We start from the raw sequence: 23,834 nt of genomic DNA, 5'->3' as shown, positions 1-23,834 counted from the left end.
TTCTCTTTTGCCATGAAAAGAGAAAGTTTACAAAATTATAAAAAACTTATGAATTGAGTTCTATTTAATCCAAATAATCGAGTGTTTCTTCACCAATCATTTGTCTTAATGTGTTTTTAAGTTTTGTATATTGTATGAATAAATCGTGCTCGGGCACATGTTCGAAATCGTGCATCGGACTCTTGAAGTAGAAAGACAACCAGTCTTGAATACCACTCATACCTGCACGTTGTGCCAAATCGGCAAACAATACAAGGTCAAGACACAAAGGAGCGGCCAATATAGAGTCGCGGCAAAGGAAATCTACCTTCAACTGCATAGGATATCCCATCCAGCCTACAATGTCGATATTGTCCCAACCTTCTTTGTTATCTTTACGAGGTGGATAGTAGTTGATACGTACCTTATGATATACATTACCATACAACTCAGGATATAATTCGGGTTGAAGGATAGTATCAATTACAGATAGTTTACTAACTTCTTTTGTTTTGAATGAATCCGGATCGTCTAATACTTCACCATCGCGGTTTCCAAGAATATTTGTAGAGAACCATCCATCCAATCCCAGCATACGAGTCTTAATCATCGGTGCAAGAACTGTTTTAAGCATGGTTTGACCAGTTTTATAGTCTTTACCGGCAATAGCTACACCCATTTTTTCGGAGAATTCCCACATTGCAGGAGTATCAACGCAAAGGTTAGGAGCACCCATAATAAACGGAGCACCTTCGGCAATAGCCGCATAGGCATAACACATACTTGGAGCTATCTTATCTTCTTTGTTATCTTTCATTGCCTGTTCTAAAGCAGCTAATGATTGATGTTCGTCGCAAAGAGGTAGATAAACTTCGGTACTTGCCGACCATAATACCACTACTCTATCGCAACCATTGGCTGCTTTAAAGTCGCGGATATCTTTACGGATTTGTTCCATTAAATCCCAACGGCTGGTAGCTTGCTTTACATGTGTTCCATGTAAACGTTTCACCCAGTTTTGATCGAAAGCAGCCGGCATTGGTTTAATTGCCAACAACTCATCTTTTACACCGTCCAAATCATCTTTTGTAAGCACTTCGGCGTGTACGGCCGAGTCGTATACATTATCCGAGAATATATCCCAACCACCAAAAACAACATCATTCAGATCAGTTAATGGAACTACATCTTTTATTTTTGGAAAATTATTTTCGTTTCTCTTTCCTAAACGCATTGTTGCCAATTGAGTGATTGAGCCGATAGGTTTAGACAAACCTTTACGCACAGCCAAAGTACCAACAACAAATGTTGATGAAACTGCTCCCCCAAGTCCTACTATCAAAGCCCCCAATTTGCCTTTAGCAGGTTTAATTTCATTTTTCATTTTACTTCGTTATTTAATGATTTGAGTTTGTAATTTTTAAATTCGTGAGTTTTTTGAGACTTAAAAACTCAATTGCTCGCAAAACTAGATAAATATAATAATATAGTGAAGTTCTTTTTAATGGGTAAATTGGTCAAAAACGAATATATTTTAGTCATTTTAATAAATAAGATGAAATTTTGTCTATTTTTGCTATCTAAATGATTTATATTCAAGAATGGAAGGAGGTAAGGCTTCGCTAGGAGTTTGGTTCAGTTAGGGGCTGAGTTGAAACGCGGAGTTACGCTAAGTTACGCGGAGTTTTAATTTTCCATGCGGCATCGAAATAAAAACTCCGCGTAACTTAGCGTAACTCAGCGTTTCAATTCCAATCTGATTTGAACCAAAACCCCTCCTCCCAGGAGTTTAAAATGCAAATTTTGTCGTCATTCAACACGCGGAGGTTTTATTTCATTGATTAACAGAGCGTTAAACGCGTGTTGAATGGCGTGTTGAGAATGTTGTTACAAATATTTCGTCACGCTTTGATGAGGGTAAAAGTTTGTCGGTAGGAAACCAACAGTTTCACGGTAGGAAACCAACGGTTTCACGGTAGGAAACTAACAGTTTCCTATATAGAAAACTACTTGTTTTCTATGCATGAAACTACTTGTTTTCTACATAGAAAACTACTTGTTTCACTGCATAAAACAAGAATGAAACTAGTTGTTTCATGCGCATCTCGCGTGTTGATAGTGCTGTAAAAATATTTGCCAGCACACTTTGCCAGCACGCTTTAACAGGTTGTTAATCAAAGCAATAAAGCCTCCGCGTGTTGAATGACGACAAATTTTGCATTTTAAACTTCTGGGAGGGGATAAATTTTAGTGTTTTGGGTTCAGTTTGGGGCTGTGTATACGGACCCCTCCGCCCTTTGGGCATCTTTGCAGGCAGAGCTGTTAAGTTCTAAGTTGATTAAGTAATTATCAATTGCCGTCTGCTTTAGCTGACGGTCTAAAAGATATAACAATTTGGGCTTTAGCCAAACTAAATCAACTTTGGCTAAAGCCAAGAGAGAAATCTTTCTAACAACCGTCAGCTAAAGCAGACGGCAATTGATAGAACTTAACAGCCCTGCCTGCAAAGGGGAGGACGGCTGTGCGATGTAACCTGTGGCATGGAATATGTGCTGCATAGCGTCTTCCCCTGCAAAGGGCAGGGCTGTTAAGTTCTATGTTGAGTAAAGTTTTCTTTGCTCTGATAAGAGCATCCTTTCGATAACCCCGGACAAGCCTGCGCAGTCCGGGGTGGCGACATACCAAAGTGAGTGCAACTCTGAAAGAGTTGTCCCTGAATAAAGAGGGAAACTCTTTCAGAGTTTTAATGCTTTTGATGTTTATCTACCCCGGACTACGCAAGCTTGTCCGGGGTTATCGAAAGGATGCTCTTTCAGAGCAGAGAACTTAACAGCCCTGCAAAGGGGAGGTGCTCAAAGGGCAGAGGGGTCTATATTTCAACTCCAATCTGATTTGAAACAAAAGATACACGTTGTAGGGGCATCCCTTGTGGGTGCCCTGATGTGTGCCGCATGGTTAATATATGCATAGGATACATTGCAAACCATTATCAGGGCACCCACAAGGGATGCCCCTACAACGTGTTCCTCGAATCTGATTTGAACCAAATAATATAATGTAGACTAAATGATTTTAAGAAAGTATGAATGAAATAAGAGACATCAATTTTTTATTCCTCGAACCGGAAAACAGGCTGATAGAAGAGTTTAACCAAAACAATTTTATAATTGCAGAAATAACCCCTGCCACTCTTGCTCCTGTTCATAATCTTATAAAACAAGATACACTTACACTTTTAATTGTAACACAGGGCACGCTGTCGGTTATTATTGATCAGGAAACACATATTGCAGGCCCCAACATGGTTATTCGCACAATTCCCGAACACCTTATATCATTAAAAAGTATCAGTGATAATTTTCATGGAAAAATAATCAGTGTAAACCGGGATTTGCTTAATCTTACTATCACCGGGTTTTCTCCAAATACTTATTTATATGTGCGTCAACATCCGGTTTTTCAGCTAACGCCATCAGAGGTAGAAGAGATTCTGGAATTATTTTTTCTTATTAAAAGGAAAGTAAAATCGGTTCAAAGCAGTTCGAAAGAAAGGGTTTTTCATTGTCTTATCATGGCTTTATTTTACGAGCTAACAGGATACATTTACAAGCGAATGGAAGAAAAGCCCTCCCTATTACTTTCGCACAAAGAGAATTTATACAAAAAGTTCCTGAATCTTTTGCGCGAGAATATCCGGAAAGAGCACAGTGTTACATTTTATGCCAACCAGTTATGTCTTACACCACAATATATTTCGGCTGTTTTAAAGGAATTAAGTGGAATGAGTGCAAGTAAATGGATTGACGAAATGCTGTTAGGCGAAGCCAAACTTCTGCTTTTTTCTACCGAGAATAACATTCAGCAGATTGCCGACAAATTATATTTCCCCGATCAATCATCCTTTGGTAAGTTCTTCAAAAAAATGACTGGGATGTCGCCCAGCAATTATAAGAGATATAAGTCTTCGCCTTAATTTGGATTATTAACAAAGACTGTTTTCAAAATAACCACAGATTAACAGGTTACACAGAATAATCTGAGAATTAAAAAATCAGTGTAATCTATTAATCCGTGGTTAATATTGATACTTTTAACAAATAAAGTTCATCCTATTTTCGGATACAACGTACAGCATAGCCGTCATTGCCCGTACCGGCGCGCGTCATGCCATAAAAGGCATCCAGCATATTTAATACAGCATAAACACTCCCATTACCATCAGATGTACCCGAGTAATACATCATATTTGTACCTACGTACATTTCCTGATATTTAGCCGAATCGGTGTTGTCTTTCCTATATAAACCACTGGTAGGAAGATACAACCCAAAGCTTGGTGCTGTTTCATCGCCACCCCAATACTTTGTTCCATCACCCATCCAATAACCCGATCCAACCGCAAATAAGCCATAACTAACACTGGGAGAAGTTTGCCAGAAATTACCAACTTTACCTGCTTTATCTTCATTTTCTTCATATAACTGCCTCCATTCATGCGCTGTTGGAAGGCGCCAATCATCAGCAACCCAACCTTGATCAGATATATACCGACAGATATCACCTTTATTGATAGCTTCATCATACCCGGTATTATTATTATAGGTGGCAAAATCATCCTCTTCCTCCACATCATTACCGAATACAGTCATTTCGTCTGCATAAGGAATAGCGTCCCATGTTGAATAAGTAGCATCCGCTGGGTTATATATAATATTTTCATCTACACGTCCTACCACTGGGTTCATTGCTACCAATGATCCCCATTTAAAGATTACCCCTTGAGAGTTAGCGGGGATAATTTTATTTTCGGCCTCTGTTGTAGCAAACGTCAGTTTTGATCCGGTCCACACAATGTTGCTTTTGGCAAAGACGGAAGCCATGGATGCATACTGCCTAAAATCATTAATTGTATTCCATACAGTGCCATCTGTCGACCATTCGATAATAACCGTACGGTTACTTGTTGCATAAGGAATGACTAAAGTTGTGCTACCTGTACTATTTGGTGTTCCGGCTGCCATGGTTTCGACGATCAAGGATTTATCACTATCATCATCATATGCCCGCACGTGAAGCACCGGACGATAACCTGTTATGGTAACAAAAGAGCTTCCTCCTTCTGTTTTATATACTACGGTTGCTTGGGCATCGGTAACCTTGTAGCCTTTTTGTGTTATTGTAGAAAAATCAACCCACTCAGATGTTTCGGGATTATAGTATTGGAATGTAACATCACGTTCAGTCCATGTATCATTGGGAGGAACAATCATATTTACTGTGCCAGTACCTTCGCTGTCGCTATGATCGGTGGCAATTGAGGCTTCAGACACCAATTCTTTATCGTTGGTAGTATCCCATACCCGCACATTAACTTCATCTGCAGGGTAAACACCTCTTAAGCTACATGTTACAGTTGTACTATTGTGAGGTTCAAGAACTGTTTGGTTTACTGTAGCCTCTGCTATATAATATCCTAATTGTTTATACACCATTCTTTGCATAATCAAATTTTGATACTCAATCCAAACCTCAATGTCTTCTGTACCCCATGCTTTATTATCTGGAACATCTACATCCAAAGTATAATCTTGAGGTGTAACCGAAGTTGGTAACGTCATTTCATTGTTTGCACCGCTAATATCAGTCCAGAATTTCCAATCCATATTGGTATGCACTTTCGCTGTTATTGTTCCATTTAACGGAGGCAGTATCTGATCATCCTCAGCATAGTTGGTAAAGAAAGATATAAATCTAAACACCGAATTTCTTTTATTGTATGCTCTTTGCGTTACAGTTAATTTAGCCTTCAACCGTCCGGCTTTAATAAAGATATATCCTTTACGTTCTACACTGGTAGGATTTTGTTCTACCATAATATCAACTGTTTCCTTTTTTTTGCCTATTCCATAATACTGTCCATCTGCAAGAATGTCGGCTGTGTCATCATCACCAATACCAATAGTAAGCCAGCCGTTCGGTGTTGTTTCGTCTATTTCGGTAATCGCTATCACCCGAAAGCCTTCTTCTACATCGGTTTCTATATACACCTCATCTGCATCTTCATCTGCATCTCCATCTTTGTAAAAGATGAAATCCGTCTTAGGGTTCACCGATAGATAGTATTGCCCATCGAAAATAACGTCACCAACCTGTCCTTCTTCCCATTCCACTATTTCGGCTTCCATATTAATCGGACGCGATTTAAAGGCTATTTCTTTCGTATCGTATCCCGATCCATTTACTTTTGTTATATTGATTGTATAACGATGGTTCCGAATAATATCCAGCCACTTGTCGGCATCAGTAACAGTCGGATCAAAAAACTCAACCCGGTAGTAAGAAATGTCTTCTCCATCATACTCGCCTTCTTCATTATATTTACCTCCCAACACCACACAGGTGGCATTGGCAAAAGTCATAGAAGCAGCGTTTAAATTTGCCTCCGAAATATAAATTGTATGCTTCAATCCGTATTCGCCGTCAGCAATGTCATACGAAAGCGGAGTATCATATTTTCCTTCCGCAGGTATAGAAGGGGGTGTGGCAGAGTATGTATTTACATTGGCTCCATTTACCAAAGCTACATATCCTTTTTTGTTCACATTATATACATATACTTCTTCCAGTTTAAAGTTGCTTAATCCTTGCGGCTCAGAGCTTTCATCAATTTTATTGTTTCCGTTTTTCAAAAAATTCAAACCTACATCTACACGTGCCACTGCACGTAATAAATAAATTGTACCTAACTTATTGTTTTGTACCGAGGTAGGTAAATCGATTTTACCCGTTTCTCCCCAAAAAGGCAGAGGAGTATAGTTAGTTGTAGAGGTGGCATTCCACCCGTCGTCTTCTGGTACTTCGTACTGTATTAGTTCCAGCACTTGTGCTTTTTTTAGTGAAGTGTTGATTGAACCAGCGTTGAGCAATTTCTGTATAGCTGTTTGCATATTGGCTATTACTACCAAGCGATATTTATCGGTGGCATTTTCACTGTTTTTCAGCTGTGTTTTAAATTTATAAGTAGCACCTCCGTCAGGCGTAGCTGCCTTATCCACTCCTATTTCACGACCATAATAATGTGCAAAGTAAACTTCGCCGTTTCCGTCGTCTCTATCAATGAATATAAGTACGCTCACTTCTTTAATTTCGCACTCTTCTTTCTCGCCAATGAAACGCGTGGCAGGATTCGTTATACTTGGAATGCGCAACGTGAGTTCAACTTCTGTAGAGGTTTCTCCTTTGTTGGGAGGGGTAATGGTTCTATTCGAATCCTCTTCACTACAACCCGAAGACAGCAGTAAAACCAAACTGGTAAACAGTAAGAGTAATATTCTTTTCATATTTCAGTTTTTTAATTCGTTAAATTTCCGGTTCAAGCGGAACATTCCCCCAAGTATCCATTATAACACGAATGTTACCATCTTCGAAAACAAAAGTGATGGGAATGGTGTATTCTTTACCATGTTCGATAGATATGGCATGATAAGTAAGAAATTCCTGTAAGTTTAATGTATATAGTGTTTGGTTCGACGTAGTATTATCTACTAAATCTACTTCTATCTTGTTTTCATCTTCAAAACGCAACACGTGTAGCTTTGTTTGTGCCATGCCAAGTTCTGGTTGATACTCCATACGTGGATAATAGCTTTGTTGGTAGCCACAAGTAATCATCTGCCAATCATACTCGGTATATAAATTGTTAAACCGTATGTAGGGTAATTCATCTGCCGGTGTGCGTGTATTTCCGTAAATTTGCTCCATACCTTGTATATAAACTAAAAAAGTGATGTGGGCAGGTACAAACGGAAGGTATTCTTCGCTATCGCGCGAATGGGGAACTACAAAAGTGTGTTGATTATAAAAAATTGAATCGTTGGTGCATATTGATTCGCCTGTATCAGAAGCGGGATGCCGCAAAATGTGGTCATCTAATTGCGCTCCTGTTTTTAATCCCAACAGATTGGTTTCCTCGAAAGCATTACCCCAGCAAATGCTTGTATATTCACCCTCGGGAAGCCGAACAGCAACACCTTGAAATTGCTGCAAAGAAGCTTTGTTTATCAAGTTATAATAAACAGAAACACCTTCTTGATTATAAATACCGATATGTACTTGTTCAATCCGGGTAGGGAAATCCGGATACTCAAAATAAAGCATAGTATGAGCACATGAACTCAAATCGTCTCCTATACAACTGTTTAATAAACAGGTTAATAAGAAGAAAGAGGAAATCTTTTTCAGCAGCTTCATCTAAAAAGGTTTGAATGGTTAAAAATCATGGGGGAAAAGAAGAGGGAGAAGATCCCTCTTCTAATAGGATGGAAAGAATAATATTAAATTTCTGGTTCAATATCTACATGTACCCATTGTTTAATTTCAACCACAACATCACAATCGTATGTAGTTTTTGGGTCAAGTGGTACAGTTGTAGTTTGACCAATTTTAAATTTCAAGTCTTTAATGTAATAAGAATAACCTGGCTTAAACTCGTTTACAATAGTACCATTTGCTTCTTTCATACGGCGAACAGTTACATATCTGAATGCTCCTGTAGTTGATGGATCTTTCAATCTTACCACAATAACCGGAGTAGCATTTAAAGCAATAACGTTGCCACTTGCATCTTTGATAACTGGGTGATTAGCACCTGGAGTTACATAGTAAGACCAAACGTTAGCTGGTGCAGCAGGAGTAAATTCAGAGGCAGCAGCACCGGTAATCGCATCGCAGAAATTAGGAGGATAATTAGCTGGGGTTGTAGTCCACTCGGGCGACTCAGAGTTAAAAGCTAATATATCTAATGCATCAGTAGGAACAACAGTGTAATCCAAACCTATTTTTGTATAGGTATTGTCAACAAACACATGAGTAACTTCTACATTTAGAGGGGAATCACTATCATCTGTTGCCGAAATTTTAGCAATTTCCAAACGAGCTACAGAAGGTCTAACATCAACATTTACAGTTACACTACCTGTAGTGTTGTCGTAGTTAGTATAACCACTGATGTTTACCTGACGAGGATCAGATTTATTAACACCGGTACCTGCAGCATCGTACTGGTTGGCAATGTTAAACATCAGGTCCTTCAAATCGCCTTCCGAATTCGTAATCGCATTGAGGTCTACTATTTCCGCACCTCCATCAAGTTTAAACTTTGAAGTATTACCAATGATATACACAGCATCGGCAGCATTAGGAATATCTTCCACACGTTGACCGGTAGCCGAAGTTACTTCAGTATTATCCAATTTTATTACCTTCTGTATATTGGCACCCGATGTTACGAAAACAGCCCATAAATCGTGTACAGCCGGTTTCAATCCACCAGCCAATTCGTCGTCTACATGACGGGTATCAGAAGCACCCAGAATGTTGGCTTTCAGAGTTACTGCACGTGTTCCATGTTCTGGAGCAATGTCTTTGTCGTCGTCGCTGTTACTACAACTTGTAAAACCAGCCATCAAGGCCATACAAGTTAACACACTTACAAATTTAAATTTCATTTTCATCTTTTTGTTTATTGGTTAATAATTAATATTTAATTGACAATTGATAATTGACAATTGACAATTACTTTGTTGTCTTTTTTATTCTAGTTGGAGGTTATAGTCCTGTATTATTTTACTTATCTCCGGATCCCGATGTGCTCTGTTTATTTTACCGGGATCTAACCGGCAGGCTTCCATTAAATGATCAACCGCAGCCTGCATTTCTTTCAACCTATTGCATAAAACAGCTGCCAGATAATGTGTATTTGCAGTTTGTGGCAGTGTGGCAAGCAGATTGTATGCCCGACCATCATAGCCTAAACAGGTTAAGGCTACTGCTGTATTGTAATCGTCATAATCGCTCAGGATGTTTAAGGCACGTTGGTATTCACGATTTTTCAACAGCTTCAGGGCGTGCATATATTCTGTTCGCTGCTCGGCCGTGAATTCGGGGTTGCCCAACAGACTGCCATCGGCCAGCTCGTCCATAGAAGAAATGATGTAATGCAATGTGTCTACCCGCTGAATCTTGTAATAACTACGATCGGTGGCTGTTATAGTGCCTCCAAGGGTTAGCTTCAGGGTTTTAAGACCAGCCGTTACCGGGTAGGTACGTGTATACCGATAGCTGTAAGCTTTGCCCGGAACAATTGTTGCACTATAATGGGCATCGGGCCGATAAGGATTAGGTACCATGTACCTAAACACTTCTTCCTGGCGAGAGCCTTTTGTTTCGTTTACTGCTATTTTTTCGTGTAAAAGGTATTCGTTCACCAAAGCAATAGAGTCTTTCTCTTTGGGCAGTAATGGCTCAAGATCCTCAGGCCCAATGCCTTTAAGGTAGAAACTACGATACTTAGCCGGAACGGCATCAAGCGTAATTTGCCTTTTAACGGGCGAAGATGCTATGATTTTTTTGCGTTCTTTGCGGTACTTGATACCAAGATTGGTAGTATCGGCACGCATAGCCAGCTTACGGTTAAACATTGAACGGTATTTAATATCGTGTGTCATCAATTTCTGCCGAAGTGCCTCGGCGTGCTTTACATTATAAGCATCGTATTTGGCTTGTTCGGTGTTGCGCCAATCGCGGTATTCCTGCATCAAAGACCATTTACCGTAATAAGAATCAAGTTCTGTTTGACGGCGCCGACCCAATTCACGATTCACCCCACGACGATCTACAAATGCCGAATCGTAGGCCGAAGGATCGATAATGCCACTCAGGTAATTATCAAAGCGTTCATAGTCTTGTTTCTGCAACTCAATAAAGTTTTTACCACGTAACACAACATCTTCAAGATTAACTACCGAGTCGGGGGTTATCAGTTCGGGAGTAAGCGTTAGTTGAAAATCGTCCGAAAGGTAAGCCTCAGGAACATGGATAATAAAATCGATGTTCACCTGGCCTTCCCTTACCGGAGCAAACCGTGCTTGTGAAGTAACGGTTACTTGAGACAGTGTATATACTTTATTGGTATCCAAACGGGCATCATCTGCTTCATTTTTTTTATTATCAGCAAGTTGCAATTGATTGTAGTTTACCTGTTCGTTCAACACCATAGCACTTTGGTTGCCACCCTGCCCGGGGCGATTGCCCGGATGGGTGATGCTAATCTGACTCCTTTCCAGAAACAAACGTTCGGTAAGGTGCCGTTTGTGGGTGCTATTACTGGTACATGCCCAAAACATAAACAACAAACTAAATAAGTATAGTAGTTTTTTCTCTCTCATAAATATAAATTCACAAACCGAATCAATTGCCGTCTGCTTTAGCGGACGGATTAAATAAGCTCTTTTTAATAGGCTTTAGCCAAATGATTGCTTTTGGCTAAAGCCGGAATTGTTTTTTTTATAAGCCGTCAGCTAAAGCAGACGGCAATTGATAACATTTTTTATTCGAAGCGAAATTTTAGTGGTTAGCCCGCTTTATTTCGTCTTCTCTTTTCTTTGCTAACTCTTTCAAGTTGTGTGCAGCTTCGGTTACTCCACCAATAGAAGCTTGGTTCAACAAGTCTTCGGCTTTATCTAACTCGCCACGCATCATATATATTATGCCTAGGTTGTTCCAGGCTTGAGGCAAAGCGGGAGCCTTTTCTAATAGACGCAAAGCTGTGTTTTCCTCTCCATTCTCTATTAGCAGTGCAGCAGCATTGTTCAAAGCAACAGGGTCGCTGTCGAAATATTTAGGAATGGTTTCTATAATAATTTTACGATATTCTGAACTTTCTTTACCATATTCAAGAGCCACACTGTAAAGTTCCAGCTGCGAAAGATTTCCCGGATTGGTATTCATTAAGCTGCGTGCCTCGGCTGTACTGTAACTACGAACCGCATAATCAATCTGATACTCTACGCGCCGTAGCTCAGGGAAAATATCACGAAGCAGCGAACTGTAAACCGACAGTTTTTTCAATTGAGCTTCTTTGTTGTCGGGTTCGGAACTACTATCAATAATGGCAAGAATGCGATCTTTCTGAGATACATTATGTTCTTCGACCTTGGCACGCAGTCCTGTCCAATCTTCGCCTACCGAACGTACAGAGAACAGATTTTCGGCCAACATATAGCGATTTTTAATATAATCTTTCAGGGCTATAGCACGGTCGCGGGCTAGTTTTTCGTTGTTAGCGTATCTACCTTCGGGCGAGGCATAGCCTTCGATAAAAAGACTGGTAATTTCAGCATCCTGATCAGCCATTACTGCAAGAAAAGCATCGTTTATCTTACCTAGCTCAACCGGGTTCCGACGAAAGTCGGGAAGAATAGCCGAACGCCCAGCCTGAAAGTCTAGAAACGCACTTCCTTGGCGGTTACGGGTTTTCACTTCGGCTGCAGGTACAGCAAGGGCTACTTGTGGTTGCACTTGGTAAGGAGCACGGGGAGCGAGTTTTACACGATCGCTCAACTTATAAGTGTATATATTTACCTCTCCACGGCAGCCTACCAGCTCCTGACGCAGGTAAAGACTGGCATTATCCATCCAACTTTCGTATGGCAGGAATACCTGATAGTGCATATACTCATCGGTAAACTTACCTGTATTTACTATTATTTGAGGGGCATCATAAAGAGCCAACCACTTGTTGCTGGCAAGCATAAACCAACGGCTATTGATTTTACTGCGGGTTTTACCATTTAACTGCACATAAGGAAGATCGACCGTTTTTTTACCATTCCGAAGCTCGGGAGTAAAATACATTCCCGAATAATTGGGAATGGCGTTGGATTCAACTTTTATGTCGAAACAAACAATTAAACTGTCGTTACGCTCGGAAAACTCGGTCGACTCTACGTAAACGGAGCCTTTGTAGTTTTGGGCAGCGGCGGGAACAGCATAAAAGGTTATAAAGATTATAAAGGCTATAAAGTTTTGAGTTTTGAGTAATGAGTTTTGAGTTACGATGCCGTATGGTAGGTAACGACTCAGTTTATTTTTATTTTTCATCTTCATGTTATTTTTTTGTTTGAAACGCAGATTAACGCGGATTAACGCAGATTATTTAATTTAAGTAAGTGTTCATAATTACTTCGTCAATTACGAATTAGAGATTAATCTGCGTTAATCCGCGTTAATCTGCGTTTCAAAAATCAGTAGCTTCATTTTCATTTCAAAAAATAAATCAAGCTCAACCCAACCTTTGTGAGTCCCACATAGTGTGTAGTACCTTCGTCGAGCTTCAACCCGCATTTGGGTGCTTCAAACTTTTCGTAATCAATATATGCATAGCCAAAACCAATAGTGGTTTCCATAGACCAGCGGGGAGAGAGCAACCAATGGTACCCCCACGAAACACCTGCACCGGCTAACCAACCGCGGTAACGGTGATCTTTCAAACTGCTGATAAAGCCAATGTTACCTACATTAAAATCGGAATAGTGAGTATGAATACCGAAGAAGTGACCCACAAACGACTCGCTGAACCAGTAGCGAACTTCGGGCTGAACGGTGAGGTTCTTCCACTTGGTGTTGTCCTTGAAATCAATAGGATTATAAATTACCGGCACATCGAGGGTAAAACGCTTACTAAGTTTAAACTCAATACCCAGATTAAGTCCCAAGCTAACATCGTAAAGAAGATTACTCTTCACTGCGATATTTGGAATAGGATCGTAAAGGCGATAAGGAAAAACTTCCTGGCTGCGAACTACCCCCGGGGCCAGCGTGAAAACAAGGATGAATATCAGTATGATTCGAGTCATAAGATTATTTACTATTTTATTCTTTTCTTGAAGAAGATTTAATTTATTTTATTTCGGATAACCAGCGATTGAAAGCACGGTTAAACTGCAACACACTACGGGGAAACTCACGCTTTGATTCGGCTGGTATAAAGGGAGAGTCAACCACTTTGCGCAAACTAAGAAGAATTTTGCTCAATGATTTATTGTCAATATTGCTCTTAGAACTTTCAAGGTAACTACGCAAACGAACACGTTCTAAAACTGTATTGCGCTGCTTCTCGGTACGGAACATAGACAAATCTGTATCCGTACACAATGTATTAGCTCTATGAAGCAAATAAATTAAGTACAAGGTTTTTTCGTTAAGCATCATGTCTATCAGTCGTTAGTCGTTTTAAAAGTCCGTCTCTTAATAGGAGAGGGACAGAGGCGCAAACAACAAGTACAATAAGTACTTAAAACGACAACCTTATTGTATATAATTAGTACTCAAAACGAACATTTTACCATTCGTTTTGTTAACAATATGCTCAAGTAACTATTGGGTAAGGGAAAGTATGCGATAAACGGAAGGAAAAAGAGAGATAATACAACTTACAGAGTTAATATTAGTTAAAGAATGAAGTCGAAAAGATTATATTTGTATTCATATTTCTTCAGTTTAGACAATACAATATAAGGATAGCAATTAACTGTATAATCTTGTTACCTAACTCTACTTTTACAAAAAACATGCTTTTTCTGCTACCTTTTGGATAATTCAATGATTTACCCTATCTTTGCAACAGATTCAATGTCCCTCTCCTATTAAGAGACAGACACCCAACAAGTAAACATAATTAACCACCAGCACTAACTTTTTGTGTTTCTGAAACAAGTTGTTGTTTGCGTTTGTTGGATTGCTGCTTTTTCGACTTCGATACAGCATTTATAACCACTTTATTGACCCGGGAAAGGGCCAACTGATCGAAAGACCTAAGATAAACATGCGTAACCTTTTCGCTGTGATGCCCCATAGCCTGACTTATCATTGCAGTACCAACACCTTCGTGGTAGGCAATAGTGGCCCAACTGTGACGTGACACATACGAGGTTAGGTTTTCCTGAATACCAAGCAAAGAAGCTATTCTCTTCAACCGACGGTTTAAAGTGCGAAGCGCATTGGAATACAGCCGTTTAAGGTTGTCCGGATTGGGATTAGTGAAGATAGGCAACAAATAGGGACCAGTGGCTTTACTGGCATACTTACGAATAATATCCAATGCTACCGGTTCAATAATCAAACGAATGGTACCACCGGTTTTACGACGTTGATAAACAAGGGTATTGTCGTAAACATCGGTTTTACGCAGGTGGGCCAAATCGACAAAAGAGATACCCTGAAGGTAAAAACTGAGCATAAACATGTCGCGAGCAAACTCAAGATTAGCGTGTTCGCTAAGATCGCCCTCACTGATTAAAGAAATCGTCTCGTGCGAAAGAGCACGCTTAGCAGTGGACATGCTACGGGTGTAAAGGTGATCGAAAAGTCCATCCTGCAACTTTACCAGCTTTGCTTTAACCGCCTTGTTGTAAACCGAACGGATACGCGAAATATAAAATACAATGGTGTTATGGGTAAGCCCCAAAGAAATCAGGTGGTTTTGATAGGCAAAAAGCCACTCACTGGTAAAACAAACACGCAAACGAATGTTATCACCTTGAAAAGATAACATACTACGTAAAGTACACAAATAGGTTTCGGCTGTACGATGGCGTCCCAGACGCCGATGTTCAATAGCCATTCGAGTTACAAATTCTGATAATCTCATTCTTCTTTCGGTTTAATTAATACTATTTAAGAATGGAAGGAGTTATCGCTTCGCTAGGAATTAAAGGAGTTAAATGCTTTAGATGCCCTGAAGTATCTTAGAGCTATAACTCCCAAGGAGCAAAGCTCCTGATAACTCCCTTTAACTCCTTCCATTCTTATATATAAACGTAGGCAAAAGAAAGAAGTTTGAGCTAAAGAAGAAAGAAAATTACAATAAAATAATGAGGTAAAGGAATTTATTGGACAATGCAGGCATTCCCTAATTAAAAGGAGGTAAAGTGAGGTAGAGGAGGTAAAGTAGTTGAGTAGTGCTGAACAGGAAAACAGGAAGCCACTATGCGGCAAACGGAATATCTATCTGAAAATCAGCAAATTACAGTACCACCGATTTTTTAACGCTGGTACAAAAGTTTCACTGATTATTTTAAGCATGAAACAAAAGTACCACGCAGGGTGAGACAAAAGTATCTCAGTTAAGACACTTTTGTACCACAAGCGTGGTACTTTTGTACCATAGGCATGATACAATCCTACCTTTACTTCTTTACTTCACCTTCTTTCCCCAATAAGTTTTCTGCCCATTGTATCCACCATACACAATGGTGTGGGTTCTTGGGTTGGCTTCCCAGTCGGTTTCGCGTTGAATACACAACTCTACTCCATTAGCAGTAAGAATTTGTTGCTCTGCATCAAAGCTCCATGTTCCACCTTTCCATGGGCCGGAAGTTATTTTATGATCGGCAGTAAAGGTCATTGTAGTTGCTTCTTTTTGTTTGCCGTAGCTGTAAGACAAATCTATGTGTTGCCAATTTCCTACCAGTTCGGCTTCGCTGATTTTTACTTCGGGCACTGCTCCGTAACGTTCGGGCATAACAACAGGCCAGCCGGTTGATGTCCAACGGATGCTACGTACATGGCCCATCATAATGGCGTTGCTGTACTGATTTCCATAAATGTTAGCCGGCAAACGTCCTTGCGAAGCATAATACCAGTTTCCGTTGCCATCATTAAATACTGCACAGTGCGAAATGCCTACCCAACCATAATCGTTACTGAATTTATAGGGATGGGTTACAACAGGATACATATCGGCTCCGGCAGTAACATTGGCTCCGTCGATACCAAGGTATGGACCTGTTATGCTTTTCGAACGAGCCACACGGGTGTTGTAAGGTACATCGAGTGCATCGTAAGCCATGAACAGGTAGTAATAACCGGTTTTTTCATTGTAAATAATCTCTGGTCCTTCGGAGCCTTGCCAACGGTCGCCGGCCCTACGGGTATAGATTAACTGTCCATAAGAAGCTATGTCATTGTTCGTTCCCCAAGGATTGGACAATTCTGCTACTGGCTTTCCTGAGGCAGCATCTACTTCAAGAATGGCTATGCCGCTATGCCATGAGCCATAAACCAAATAGTGTTTTCCTTCTTTATCAATAATATAACTGGGGTCGATGGCATTCCATTTAAAGTAACAATTTGCCCAATCGTTTGCTTTTACATGGAAGTTTAATTCTTTGTCCGAAGCATTGGTAATAACATAGCCTTTGTCTTCCCATCCATCGTTGTTAGAAGGGTTTGTATTTTCCATCAGGCCGATAAAAGCCCGTTCGCTCCAAGTACCTTCACCATCAATCAAGCCGGGGCAAACGATGGAATAGTACATACGATAAAGTCCGTCTCTTACCTTATAAACGCAAGGTGCCCAGTAGCCAAAGTTATTAACATCCGGCTGAACCTCGCTCAATCCCATATTTTTACGAATTTCGTTTAACTTAGGGATAACCCAGTTGGGTAGCGATTGCATGGTTCCACCCAGATACTCCCAGTTAACCAGATCTTTGGAGCGACGGCCATGAAAATGACCACCTGCTGTATGTGCATTACCATACGAAGCATCTGTTTGATACATATAGTAGTATCCATCTTCGGCCAAAACAACTGTAGGATCGTGCACATTAGCCAGGTTCCATTGGTTACGTTGGTTCCATCCGGCAATGTTGATGTAATAGTCTGGGTAGGTTGGGGGGGTGTAGTTATCTAACTCGGGTATAGTACTACTGCCTGTTGTGGTAAATGTTATTTCCGACGAATAAACCGGGCTTCCATTTGCTACAGTAACAAAAGCTTTGACGTAGTATTTGGTTTCGGGTTTAAGTACTGTTAGTGTTAAGTTTAGTGATAACCCTGCACTATTCATTTCAACTGTTTGACTGGCAATTGTTGGGTTAGCCTGAGTATCATAACAAATGCCTTTCTTTACAATAACCGATGGGGCATTTGTTGTGATAGTTGCAGTTACAGTTGCTTTATCTTCTATTATATTTGTTACAGAAGGGGTTGAAATAGAAATTGCTGTATCTACCGGATCGGGATCATCGCTGTCACTGCTACATGATATTGATAGAACAATACAAGCAATCAGTAATGTCCATTTGGGGAAGAGTTTCATAAATGATTTTTTATAGGTAATACTGGTTAAACTCATATAAGCAACCACCCCGAAGGGCAGGGCTGTTAAGTTCTTTGTTTAGTAAAGTTTTCTCTGCTCTGAAAGAGCATCCTTTCGATAACCCCGGACAAGCCTGCCTGCGCAGTCCGGGGTGGCGACATGCCAAAGTGAGTTCAACTCTGAAGGAGTTGTCCCTGAATAAGGAGGGAAACTCTTTCAGAGTTTTAATGCTTTTGATGTTTATCTACCCCGGACTACGCAAGGCAAGCTTGTCCGGGGTTATCGAAAGGATGCTCTTTCAGAGCAGAGAACTTAACAGCCCCCTTTCGGGGTAATTGCTTATAAATCGTAACTTAAAGAACGATCACTTTTAACACCCTCAATCCATGCGGGTGATTTACAAGTCTTATTCTGCAGGTGTTTCTTCAGAAGGTATTTCAATTACCCCTACTTTCATTTCTACTTCTGGCGAATATACTACACCATTGGGATATAAAGTAGCAAAAGCACGTACATAATATACTGTATTGTCCTCAAGTTCTGTTAAGGTTGCTTCCATCTTTTTATTTTCAGGAGCAGCTGTTACAGTGGCATCATAAATTGTAGGATTATTTGAGGTACTGTAACAGAAACCATAACTCATAACCCTGATACGACCTTCGTCCAGATCATCTTGATTTACAATTAGATCAGCTGTAACTACAGCAGTTGGAGTAACAATATCAGTTAGTACAGGTACATTAAAAGATAGTTCGGTAGGATCATCGTCATCACTGCAAGCTGTAAAGCCGGTCAATAATAAACAATTCACCAATAGTATATTTAACCATTTATTCATTTTCATAATTGAACGTTTTTAAATTATTCTGCAGATTCTTCAGTCTCGTTTCCACTACCCGAACTCGAACCTAATTCCCAGCCGGGATTTTGTTTTAAGTTAGGTAATCTTTTGATTTCGGCATCCGGTATGGGGAAGAAGTAGTTCTTCGGACTGTTGAATGCGCGTGATTTATGCATTTCGGCCGGACCATAATTAAACATGGTACCCTGCGAAGGTGTTACCGATACTCCATAAATGTTATAAACTTGTTGGTAGTATGGCTGATTCTTTTCGCTGGCAGCAGTTTTTCCTTCAAACAACTTCCAACGACGTTCGTCGTAGAAGCGGTGATCTTCAAAACAAAGTTCAATACGACGTTCGTTGCGGATACGTTCGCGAAGCTGTGTTTGGCTCATTCCACTGTAAGCAGGCATACCTACACGCCCACGTACTTCATTTACATATTGATAAGCTTTTTCCGGACCATCTGCTTCGTTTATAGCTTCGGCTGCATTCAGCAATACTTCGGCATAACGGAAGATAGGACAGGCATGTGTATATGTACTCGGACTCTTGAACGACATATTGTTCAGGAATTTCTTTGTATAATAACCTGTGAGTGTTCCGCCATGCAATTCCTGGTAATCTTTACCCGATCCATAGGTTACATCTACTTCACGTTCTTCATCTTGTTTTGCATCTCCCCAAACAGAACCGTGGTGCAGAATGGTTTGTTCCAAACGAGGGTCACGGTTTGCATAAGGATTTTGTGGGTCGTAAGATGGATCCTGATCAATAGGCAACCCTTTTATGGTTTCATAACTATCTACCAGGTTTTGTGTTGGATTGGTACGTCCTGTTGAATTTACGTTTCCACTGAATCCACAAGGAGCTAGAAACAATTCAATCTCGCGAGTCTGCCACTCCGAACGACTCAGAATATATTCGTTATTCAAGTGAGGGGTCGAAATAAAACATTGGTAATAGTTTTGATTTGGATCATTGTCTGTAGTAGTGTACAGCTTGTATGGATTATTTATAGTTTTATTTTTAGCTATAAAATCTGTTGCAGCTGTTGCTGCTTCTCTCCATCTGGAAGCCTCGTTACTTGGATTATGCAAAGCCGATGCTCTGTATAACAAAGCTCTGGCTTTTAAAGCATACGCAGCAGCTCCATTCACACGGCCCCAGTTCAATTCTTCTTGTGTGTATCTGAAAGGTAATACATCTTTTACTTTATCACACTCGTCGGCAATCCATTTCAATGCTTCGGCAGTATTGGTACGCGCCATGTTCATCTCCTCGGGTTTGGTGTATTCAAAAATAATGGGTACACCCTCTTCGTCTTCACCAATTACAGGAATATCGCCAAACCAGCCCAACAAATCAAAGTGAAAAATAGCACGCAATAAACGGGCTTCGGCCATATAACGATCGTACAAGCGATTGTCGTCGCCTTCCATTTCTGTGTTTTTCACTACACTTTCGCGGGCATATTTCAAGAATGAATTGGCTGCACGAATACCTTTGAAGTTTCTAGGCCACAAATCATTAGCAAGCGAATGATTGGTTGCTGCATAAGCATCGGTTAATACACTGTGGTAGAAATGCGCACTCCAAAAAGAAAGCGCATTATCAGTCATACAGTCGCGTGATGCACCGCGGTACTGTCCATCTGTATATCCAACAAACGCATCGGGCAGGTAAGTATAGATGTTTGCCAGGTAACCACGGGTGTTTTCAAATTTCTGGAACACCTGTTCTGCATCCAAAGTCAAGTCTACTTCTTTGTCTAAGAAATCGCTGCAAGAAGTAATATTTACAGCCAGCAGTGCGGCTGCCATATATTTGAATATCTTTTTCATGTTTTCTATTTTATATGATTAGAAACCAATGTTTATACCAAATGTAAATGTCCGGGTTTTAGGATACCACCACACATAACTCATCGGCTTTTCCGGATCAACGCCATCGGGTAAGCTGCTCCATGTGCAAAGGTTATAACCGCTGAAATAAAGACGGCATTTGGTTAGGTTGGCTTTTGCTATCAATCGTTTGGGTAATGAGTATCCTACTTCAACGTTACGAAGAGATAAGAAATTACCGTTTACAATCCAAATATCGTTTTGATAAGTACCTGTATCGCGGTCGCTGTCAATGGCATTGAAACTACCATAAGCCGGACGTGGGTATTTGGCATTTATGTTACGCGAATCAAGTGGATCGTCGGTGTAATAACCCCATGCGTTAACAACTTCGTGTGTACCTTGATTACCCCATCCCGACCAAGACACTGCCGGCGAAAGGAATACATCACGATTCATATAAGCTGTGAGTACAGCACGTGCGTCGAAACCTTTCCACTCAAAACCAAGTGTAAGTGTTGGTATCAATTCGGGGATAATGGTATAGGTATCCGGTACCATATCGTTAGCATCAATCTGGCGGTCGCCATTCAAATCTTTGAATACAGCTGTACCCAATTGTTGCGACCCATTAGATGCTGTGTTATACGGATATTTTTCCGGATGATCAATAGCATCTTGCTGACTGGTTGCAATCAAACTGGGATCGCTGGCCCATTGTGTAAATTTGTAGCGGTTCCAACCACCAATACCATTGTTGAACGAACTTTCGTATAAACCGATAACAGAGGTGTAGTCATAAATACGATTCCCTGTTTTACGTTGCCATTCCACATTGGGTTCAGTTTCGTCCATTTCGGTAATTTTATTGGTGTTGTAGGTAAGCATACCTTCTACATAATAATTGAAATCACCAATACGGTTGCGATGGCCAAGGCTTACTTCAAAACCTTTTGTTTCGGCTTTTCCATAAGAATCTTTTGCTACAGAAATACCTAAGAGTGATGGTACACTGTTGCGGGTAACCAGGATATTCGAACGCCATTCTTTAAATACATCTACTTCACCATAAAGTTTTTTGTTCCAGAAATCAAATTCCAATCCAACGTTCAACATGTCTGATATTTCCCATTTGTTATTGGAATTACCCGCCATTGTTTCCGAGAATCCATTAACATAAGAACCCGAATAGCCAAAACCATAGCCAGTAGCCGAGCCGTATGTGTTTTGATATGCATAACGACCTCCACCAGTGGTAGATTGTCCGGCACGACCATAAGAGGCGCGGAGTTTCAACAGATTGATATTCTCATTCTTTAACCATGCTTCTTCGGAAGCAATCCAACCGGCAGATGCACCATAGAAAGTACCCCAACGTTCGTCTTCACTGAAATTGTCGCAAGCCATACGTGCTATATTTCCGGAAAACACATAACGGTTGGCATAATCGTATGTTACCTGTGCGTTGTATGAAAGATAACGATTGGAAGACTCATACGCTTTTGTTTGATTACGATAAGCACGTGCAAAGGCCCGGGCTTCGATAGCGTGTTGACCAAACTTGTTGCTGTAACTCAAACCACCGATTAAATTCAAATTGTAATAAAACTCACGCTGATTAGGAGTTGGATCACTTAATGCCGAATAGGTAGAGAATTGGGCGTATTTAAACTGCGACGGATCGGTTACATCCATATTCATATAATCATAGTTGTACGAATTAACAGCATTTCTCTGAGTAGACTCAAATGTTTCGTATGAGTCGAAACTTACAGTTGCATTCACTTTTAACCCTTCCAGTATAGGACTTAAATCGCCATTGATGTTTACTGTAGAGTATAAATTACGACGACGGTTTTTTTCCTGACCAGAAGATGCTAGTAAACGGCCCGCATTTGTTGCTGTACTCGAGGCGTAAATTCGGCCATCGGGTGTATATACCGGCTCCATCGGATTGGCCTCAACTGCTCCGAAAGTAGTTAAGTTAAATACCCCTTCGGTAGGCTGTGTAATGTTGTCGATACGTCCACCTAAATCAAGAGATACATTCAAGTGTTTTGTTACATCAATGTCGATGTTTGAACGCAAGTTCCAGCGATTCAATGTGTGCCCGGTATTGTAATTCTTACTGTAACCGGTCCACTTATCGTTCCACATACCTTCTTGACGGAGGTAAGAGAACGAAATATAGTAGCGGGCAGTTTCATTACCACCATTTATTTGCAGGTTGGTTTTATACATTGGAGCTGTTTCGCGATAAAGTTCATCAAACCAATTTGTGTTGAAGTATCTGTATTGGTCAATACCTTCCAGTTTCTCGCCATTTGACACCCGGCGATACATTTCAATCTGTTCGTCGGTGTACATTGGATCTTGCCCGCTCAGGTATTTTACCTGGTTACGTGTTAGTGCCATGTTGTAGGAGTTTTGGTTTTCCATTTTGTTACTCAACATCTGGAAACCTACCTCTTGTGTAAAATCAATGTTGGTTTTTCCGGCACTACCACGTTTGGTTGTTACCACAATAGCACCATTGGCACCACGCATACCGTAAATAGCAGTGGCGGCAGCATCTTTCAGTATAGTAATGTTTTCAATTGGGAATGCATCAAGAAACGAAAGGTCGCGTTCCACATTGTCTACCATAACCAACGGAGCACGGGCACCACTGTTCATGGTACGGATACCACGAATATACATAGCTGTTTCTGTCCACCCCGGTTCGCTAGACCATTCGTAGGTTTGCATACCAGTAACGGTAGAGGTAAACGCATTCTGAAGCACAGTTATAGGGTGCTTTTGAAGTTCTTCGCCCGTTACTACAGAAGTAGCTTCGGTTACCAGTTTCTTGGTTTTGCGTCCAAAAGCCACAGGTGTAGTATGAAGATACTCATCAAGATCGGATTCCAATTCAACCTCGAAACCGGGCGTAAAGTTAACTGGTACTTGTATGTTTTTGTATCCCACACTGCTGACACAGATTTCGTCGGAAGTTCTAACAAGCTTCAATTCAAAATAGCCATCTACATCAGACAGTGCAATACGGCTTTCTTCGGCTATATTCACCACTGCCCCGGCAATGGGATTACCATCAGCATCCACAATACGGCCTCTCAGTGTCTGGGCGTTCTGTGCATAAACAGTACCGGTTGCTAAAAGTAAAGTAACCAGTAGCAAGACTTTGCCTGCTTCTGTTAATTTCTTTATGATATGATTTAAATTATACATA

General features: G+C 40.6%; 14 protein-coding genes. 1 reads left to right on the top strand and 13 read right to left on the bottom strand.

The window, feature by feature from the left end; genetic code table 11:
* Nucleotides 1-64: 64 nt before the first annotated feature.
* Nucleotides 65-1,363, bottom strand: coding sequence for an inositol-3-phosphate synthase (locus D0T85_RS19325; RefSeq protein ID WP_163215152.1), 1,299 nt, complete (start codon nt 1,361-1,363; stop codon nt 65-67).
* Nucleotides 1,364-3,061: 1,698 nt separating this feature from the next.
* On the opposite strand from D0T85_RS19325, the gene D0T85_RS19320 reads away from it, so the two are divergent.
* Entirely contained in the window at nt 3,062-3,952 is an 891-nt protein-coding gene (locus D0T85_RS19320; protein WP_163215151.1) for an AraC family transcriptional regulator, read from the top strand.
* A 136-nt stretch (nt 3,953-4,088) separates the two neighbouring features.
* Here D0T85_RS19320 and D0T85_RS19315 read toward each other — a convergent pair whose 3' ends face one another.
* From D0T85_RS19315 to D0T85_RS19260, 12 genes are all read right to left on the bottom strand, one after another.
* The gene (locus D0T85_RS19315) at nt 4,089-7,319 is read right to left on the bottom strand and encodes a BACON domain-containing protein (protein WP_163215150.1); all 3,231 of its coding nucleotides are present in this window, start codon (nt 7,317-7,319) and stop codon (nt 4,089-4,091) included.
* Between the two features lie 19 nt (nt 7,320-7,338).
* Nucleotides 7,339-8,229: a FimB/Mfa2 family fimbrial subunit gene (locus D0T85_RS19310; protein ID WP_163215149.1), complete on the bottom strand. Its 891-nt coding sequence runs from the start codon at nt 8,227-8,229 to the stop codon at nt 7,339-7,341.
* 83 nt (nt 8,230-8,312) lie between these two features.
* Nucleotides 8,313-9,485, bottom strand: a complete 1,173-nt coding sequence (locus D0T85_RS19305; protein ID WP_203558525.1) for a hypothetical protein — start codon at nt 9,483-9,485, stop codon at nt 8,313-8,315.
* A gap of 84 nt (nt 9,486-9,569) precedes the next feature.
* On the bottom strand, nt 9,570-11,204 hold the full coding sequence (locus tag D0T85_RS19300) for a hypothetical protein (RefSeq protein ID WP_163215147.1): 1,635 nt from the start codon (nt 11,202-11,204) through the stop codon (nt 9,570-9,572).
* 178 nt (nt 11,205-11,382) lie between these two features.
* Entirely contained in the window at nt 11,383-12,918 is a 1,536-nt protein-coding gene (locus D0T85_RS19295; protein ID WP_163215146.1) for a DUF3868 domain-containing protein, read from the bottom strand.
* A 158-nt stretch (nt 12,919-13,076) separates the two neighbouring features.
* On the bottom strand, nt 13,077-13,673 hold the full coding sequence (locus D0T85_RS19290) for a DUF3575 domain-containing protein (RefSeq protein ID WP_163215145.1): 597 nt from the start codon (nt 13,671-13,673) through the stop codon (nt 13,077-13,079).
* A 43-nt stretch (nt 13,674-13,716) separates the two neighbouring features.
* Nucleotides 13,717-14,028 carry a hypothetical protein gene (locus D0T85_RS19285; RefSeq protein WP_163215144.1) on the bottom strand — a complete coding sequence of 104 codons (312 nt, stop codon included), beginning with the start codon at nt 14,026-14,028 and terminating at the stop codon, nt 13,717-13,719.
* Nucleotides 14,029-14,494: 466 nt separating this feature from the next.
* Entirely contained in the window at nt 14,495-15,466 is a 972-nt protein-coding gene (locus D0T85_RS19280) for a site-specific integrase (RefSeq protein ID WP_163215143.1), read from the bottom strand.
* A gap of 546 nt (nt 15,467-16,012) precedes the next feature.
* Nucleotides 16,013-17,920 (bottom strand): arabinan endo-1,5-alpha-L-arabinosidase, encoded by a 1,908-nt coding sequence (locus tag D0T85_RS19275; RefSeq protein ID WP_163215142.1) that lies wholly within the window; start codon nt 17,918-17,920, stop codon nt 16,013-16,015.
* Nucleotides 17,921-18,326: 406 nt separating this feature from the next.
* Nucleotides 18,327-18,764, bottom strand: coding sequence for a hypothetical protein (locus D0T85_RS19270; RefSeq protein ID WP_163215141.1), 438 nt, complete (start codon nt 18,762-18,764; stop codon nt 18,327-18,329).
* A 17-nt stretch (nt 18,765-18,781) separates the two neighbouring features.
* Nucleotides 18,782-20,605, bottom strand: coding sequence for a RagB/SusD family nutrient uptake outer membrane protein (locus D0T85_RS19265; protein ID WP_163215140.1), 1,824 nt, complete (start codon nt 20,603-20,605; stop codon nt 18,782-18,784).
* A gap of 18 nt (nt 20,606-20,623) precedes the next feature.
* The gene (locus D0T85_RS19260; RefSeq protein ID WP_163215139.1) at nt 20,624-23,833 is read right to left on the bottom strand and encodes a TonB-dependent receptor; all 3,210 of its coding nucleotides are present in this window, start codon (nt 23,831-23,833) and stop codon (nt 20,624-20,626) included.
* Nucleotide 23,834 lies beyond the last annotated feature (1 nt).

The sequence above is a fragment of the Bacteroides sp. 519 genome (assembly GCF_010500955.1).
Lineage (GTDB): Bacteria > Bacteroidota > Bacteroidia > Bacteroidales > Bacteroidaceae > Bacteroides.
This window is presented reverse-complemented; position numbering and strand designations above follow the sequence as displayed.

Excerpts from the sequence above, each read along its gene's own strand:
- D0T85_RS19310 (WP_163215149.1), bottom strand. The coding sequence starts at position 8,229 with ATGAAGCTGCTGAAAAAGATTTCCTCTTTCTTCTTATTAACCTGTTTA.
- D0T85_RS19280 (WP_163215143.1), bottom strand. The coding sequence starts at position 15,466 with ATGAGATTATCAGAATTTGTAACTCGAATGGCTATTGAACATCGGCGT.
- D0T85_RS19270 (WP_163215141.1), bottom strand. The coding sequence starts at position 18,764 with ATGAAAATGAATAAATGGTTAAATATACTATTGGTGAATTGTTTATTA.
- D0T85_RS19300 (WP_163215147.1), bottom strand. The coding sequence starts at position 11,204 with ATGAGAGAGAAAAAACTACTATACTTATTTAGTTTGTTGTTTATGTTT.
- D0T85_RS19295 (WP_163215146.1), bottom strand. The coding sequence starts at position 12,918 with ATGAAAAATAAAAATAAACTGAGTCGTTACCTACCATACGGCATCGTA.
- D0T85_RS19290 (WP_163215145.1), bottom strand. The coding sequence starts at position 13,673 with ATGACTCGAATCATACTGATATTCATCCTTGTTTTCACGCTGGCCCCG.
- D0T85_RS19315 (WP_163215150.1), bottom strand. The coding sequence starts at position 7,319 with ATGAAAAGAATATTACTCTTACTGTTTACCAGTTTGGTTTTACTGCTG.
- D0T85_RS19325 (WP_163215152.1), bottom strand. The coding sequence starts at position 1,363 with ATGAAAAATGAAATTAAACCTGCTAAAGGCAAATTGGGGGCTTTGATA.
- D0T85_RS19275 (WP_163215142.1), bottom strand. The coding sequence starts at position 17,920 with ATGAAACTCTTCCCCAAATGGACATTACTGATTGCTTGTATTGTTCTA.
- D0T85_RS19265 (WP_163215140.1), bottom strand. The coding sequence starts at position 20,605 with ATGAAAAAGATATTCAAATATATGGCAGCCGCACTGCTGGCTGTAAAT.
- D0T85_RS19305 (WP_203558525.1), bottom strand. The coding sequence starts at position 9,485 with ATGAAATTTAAATTTGTAAGTGTGTTAACTTGTATGGCCTTGATGGCT.
- D0T85_RS19260 (WP_163215139.1), bottom strand. The coding sequence starts at position 23,833 with ATGTATAATTTAAATCATATCATAAAGAAATTAACAGAAGCAGGCAAA.
- D0T85_RS19320 (WP_163215151.1), top strand. The coding sequence starts at position 3,062 with ATGAATGAAATAAGAGACATCAATTTTTTATTCCTCGAACCGGAAAAC.
- D0T85_RS19285 (WP_163215144.1), bottom strand. The coding sequence starts at position 14,028 with ATGATGCTTAACGAAAAAACCTTGTACTTAATTTATTTGCTTCATAGA.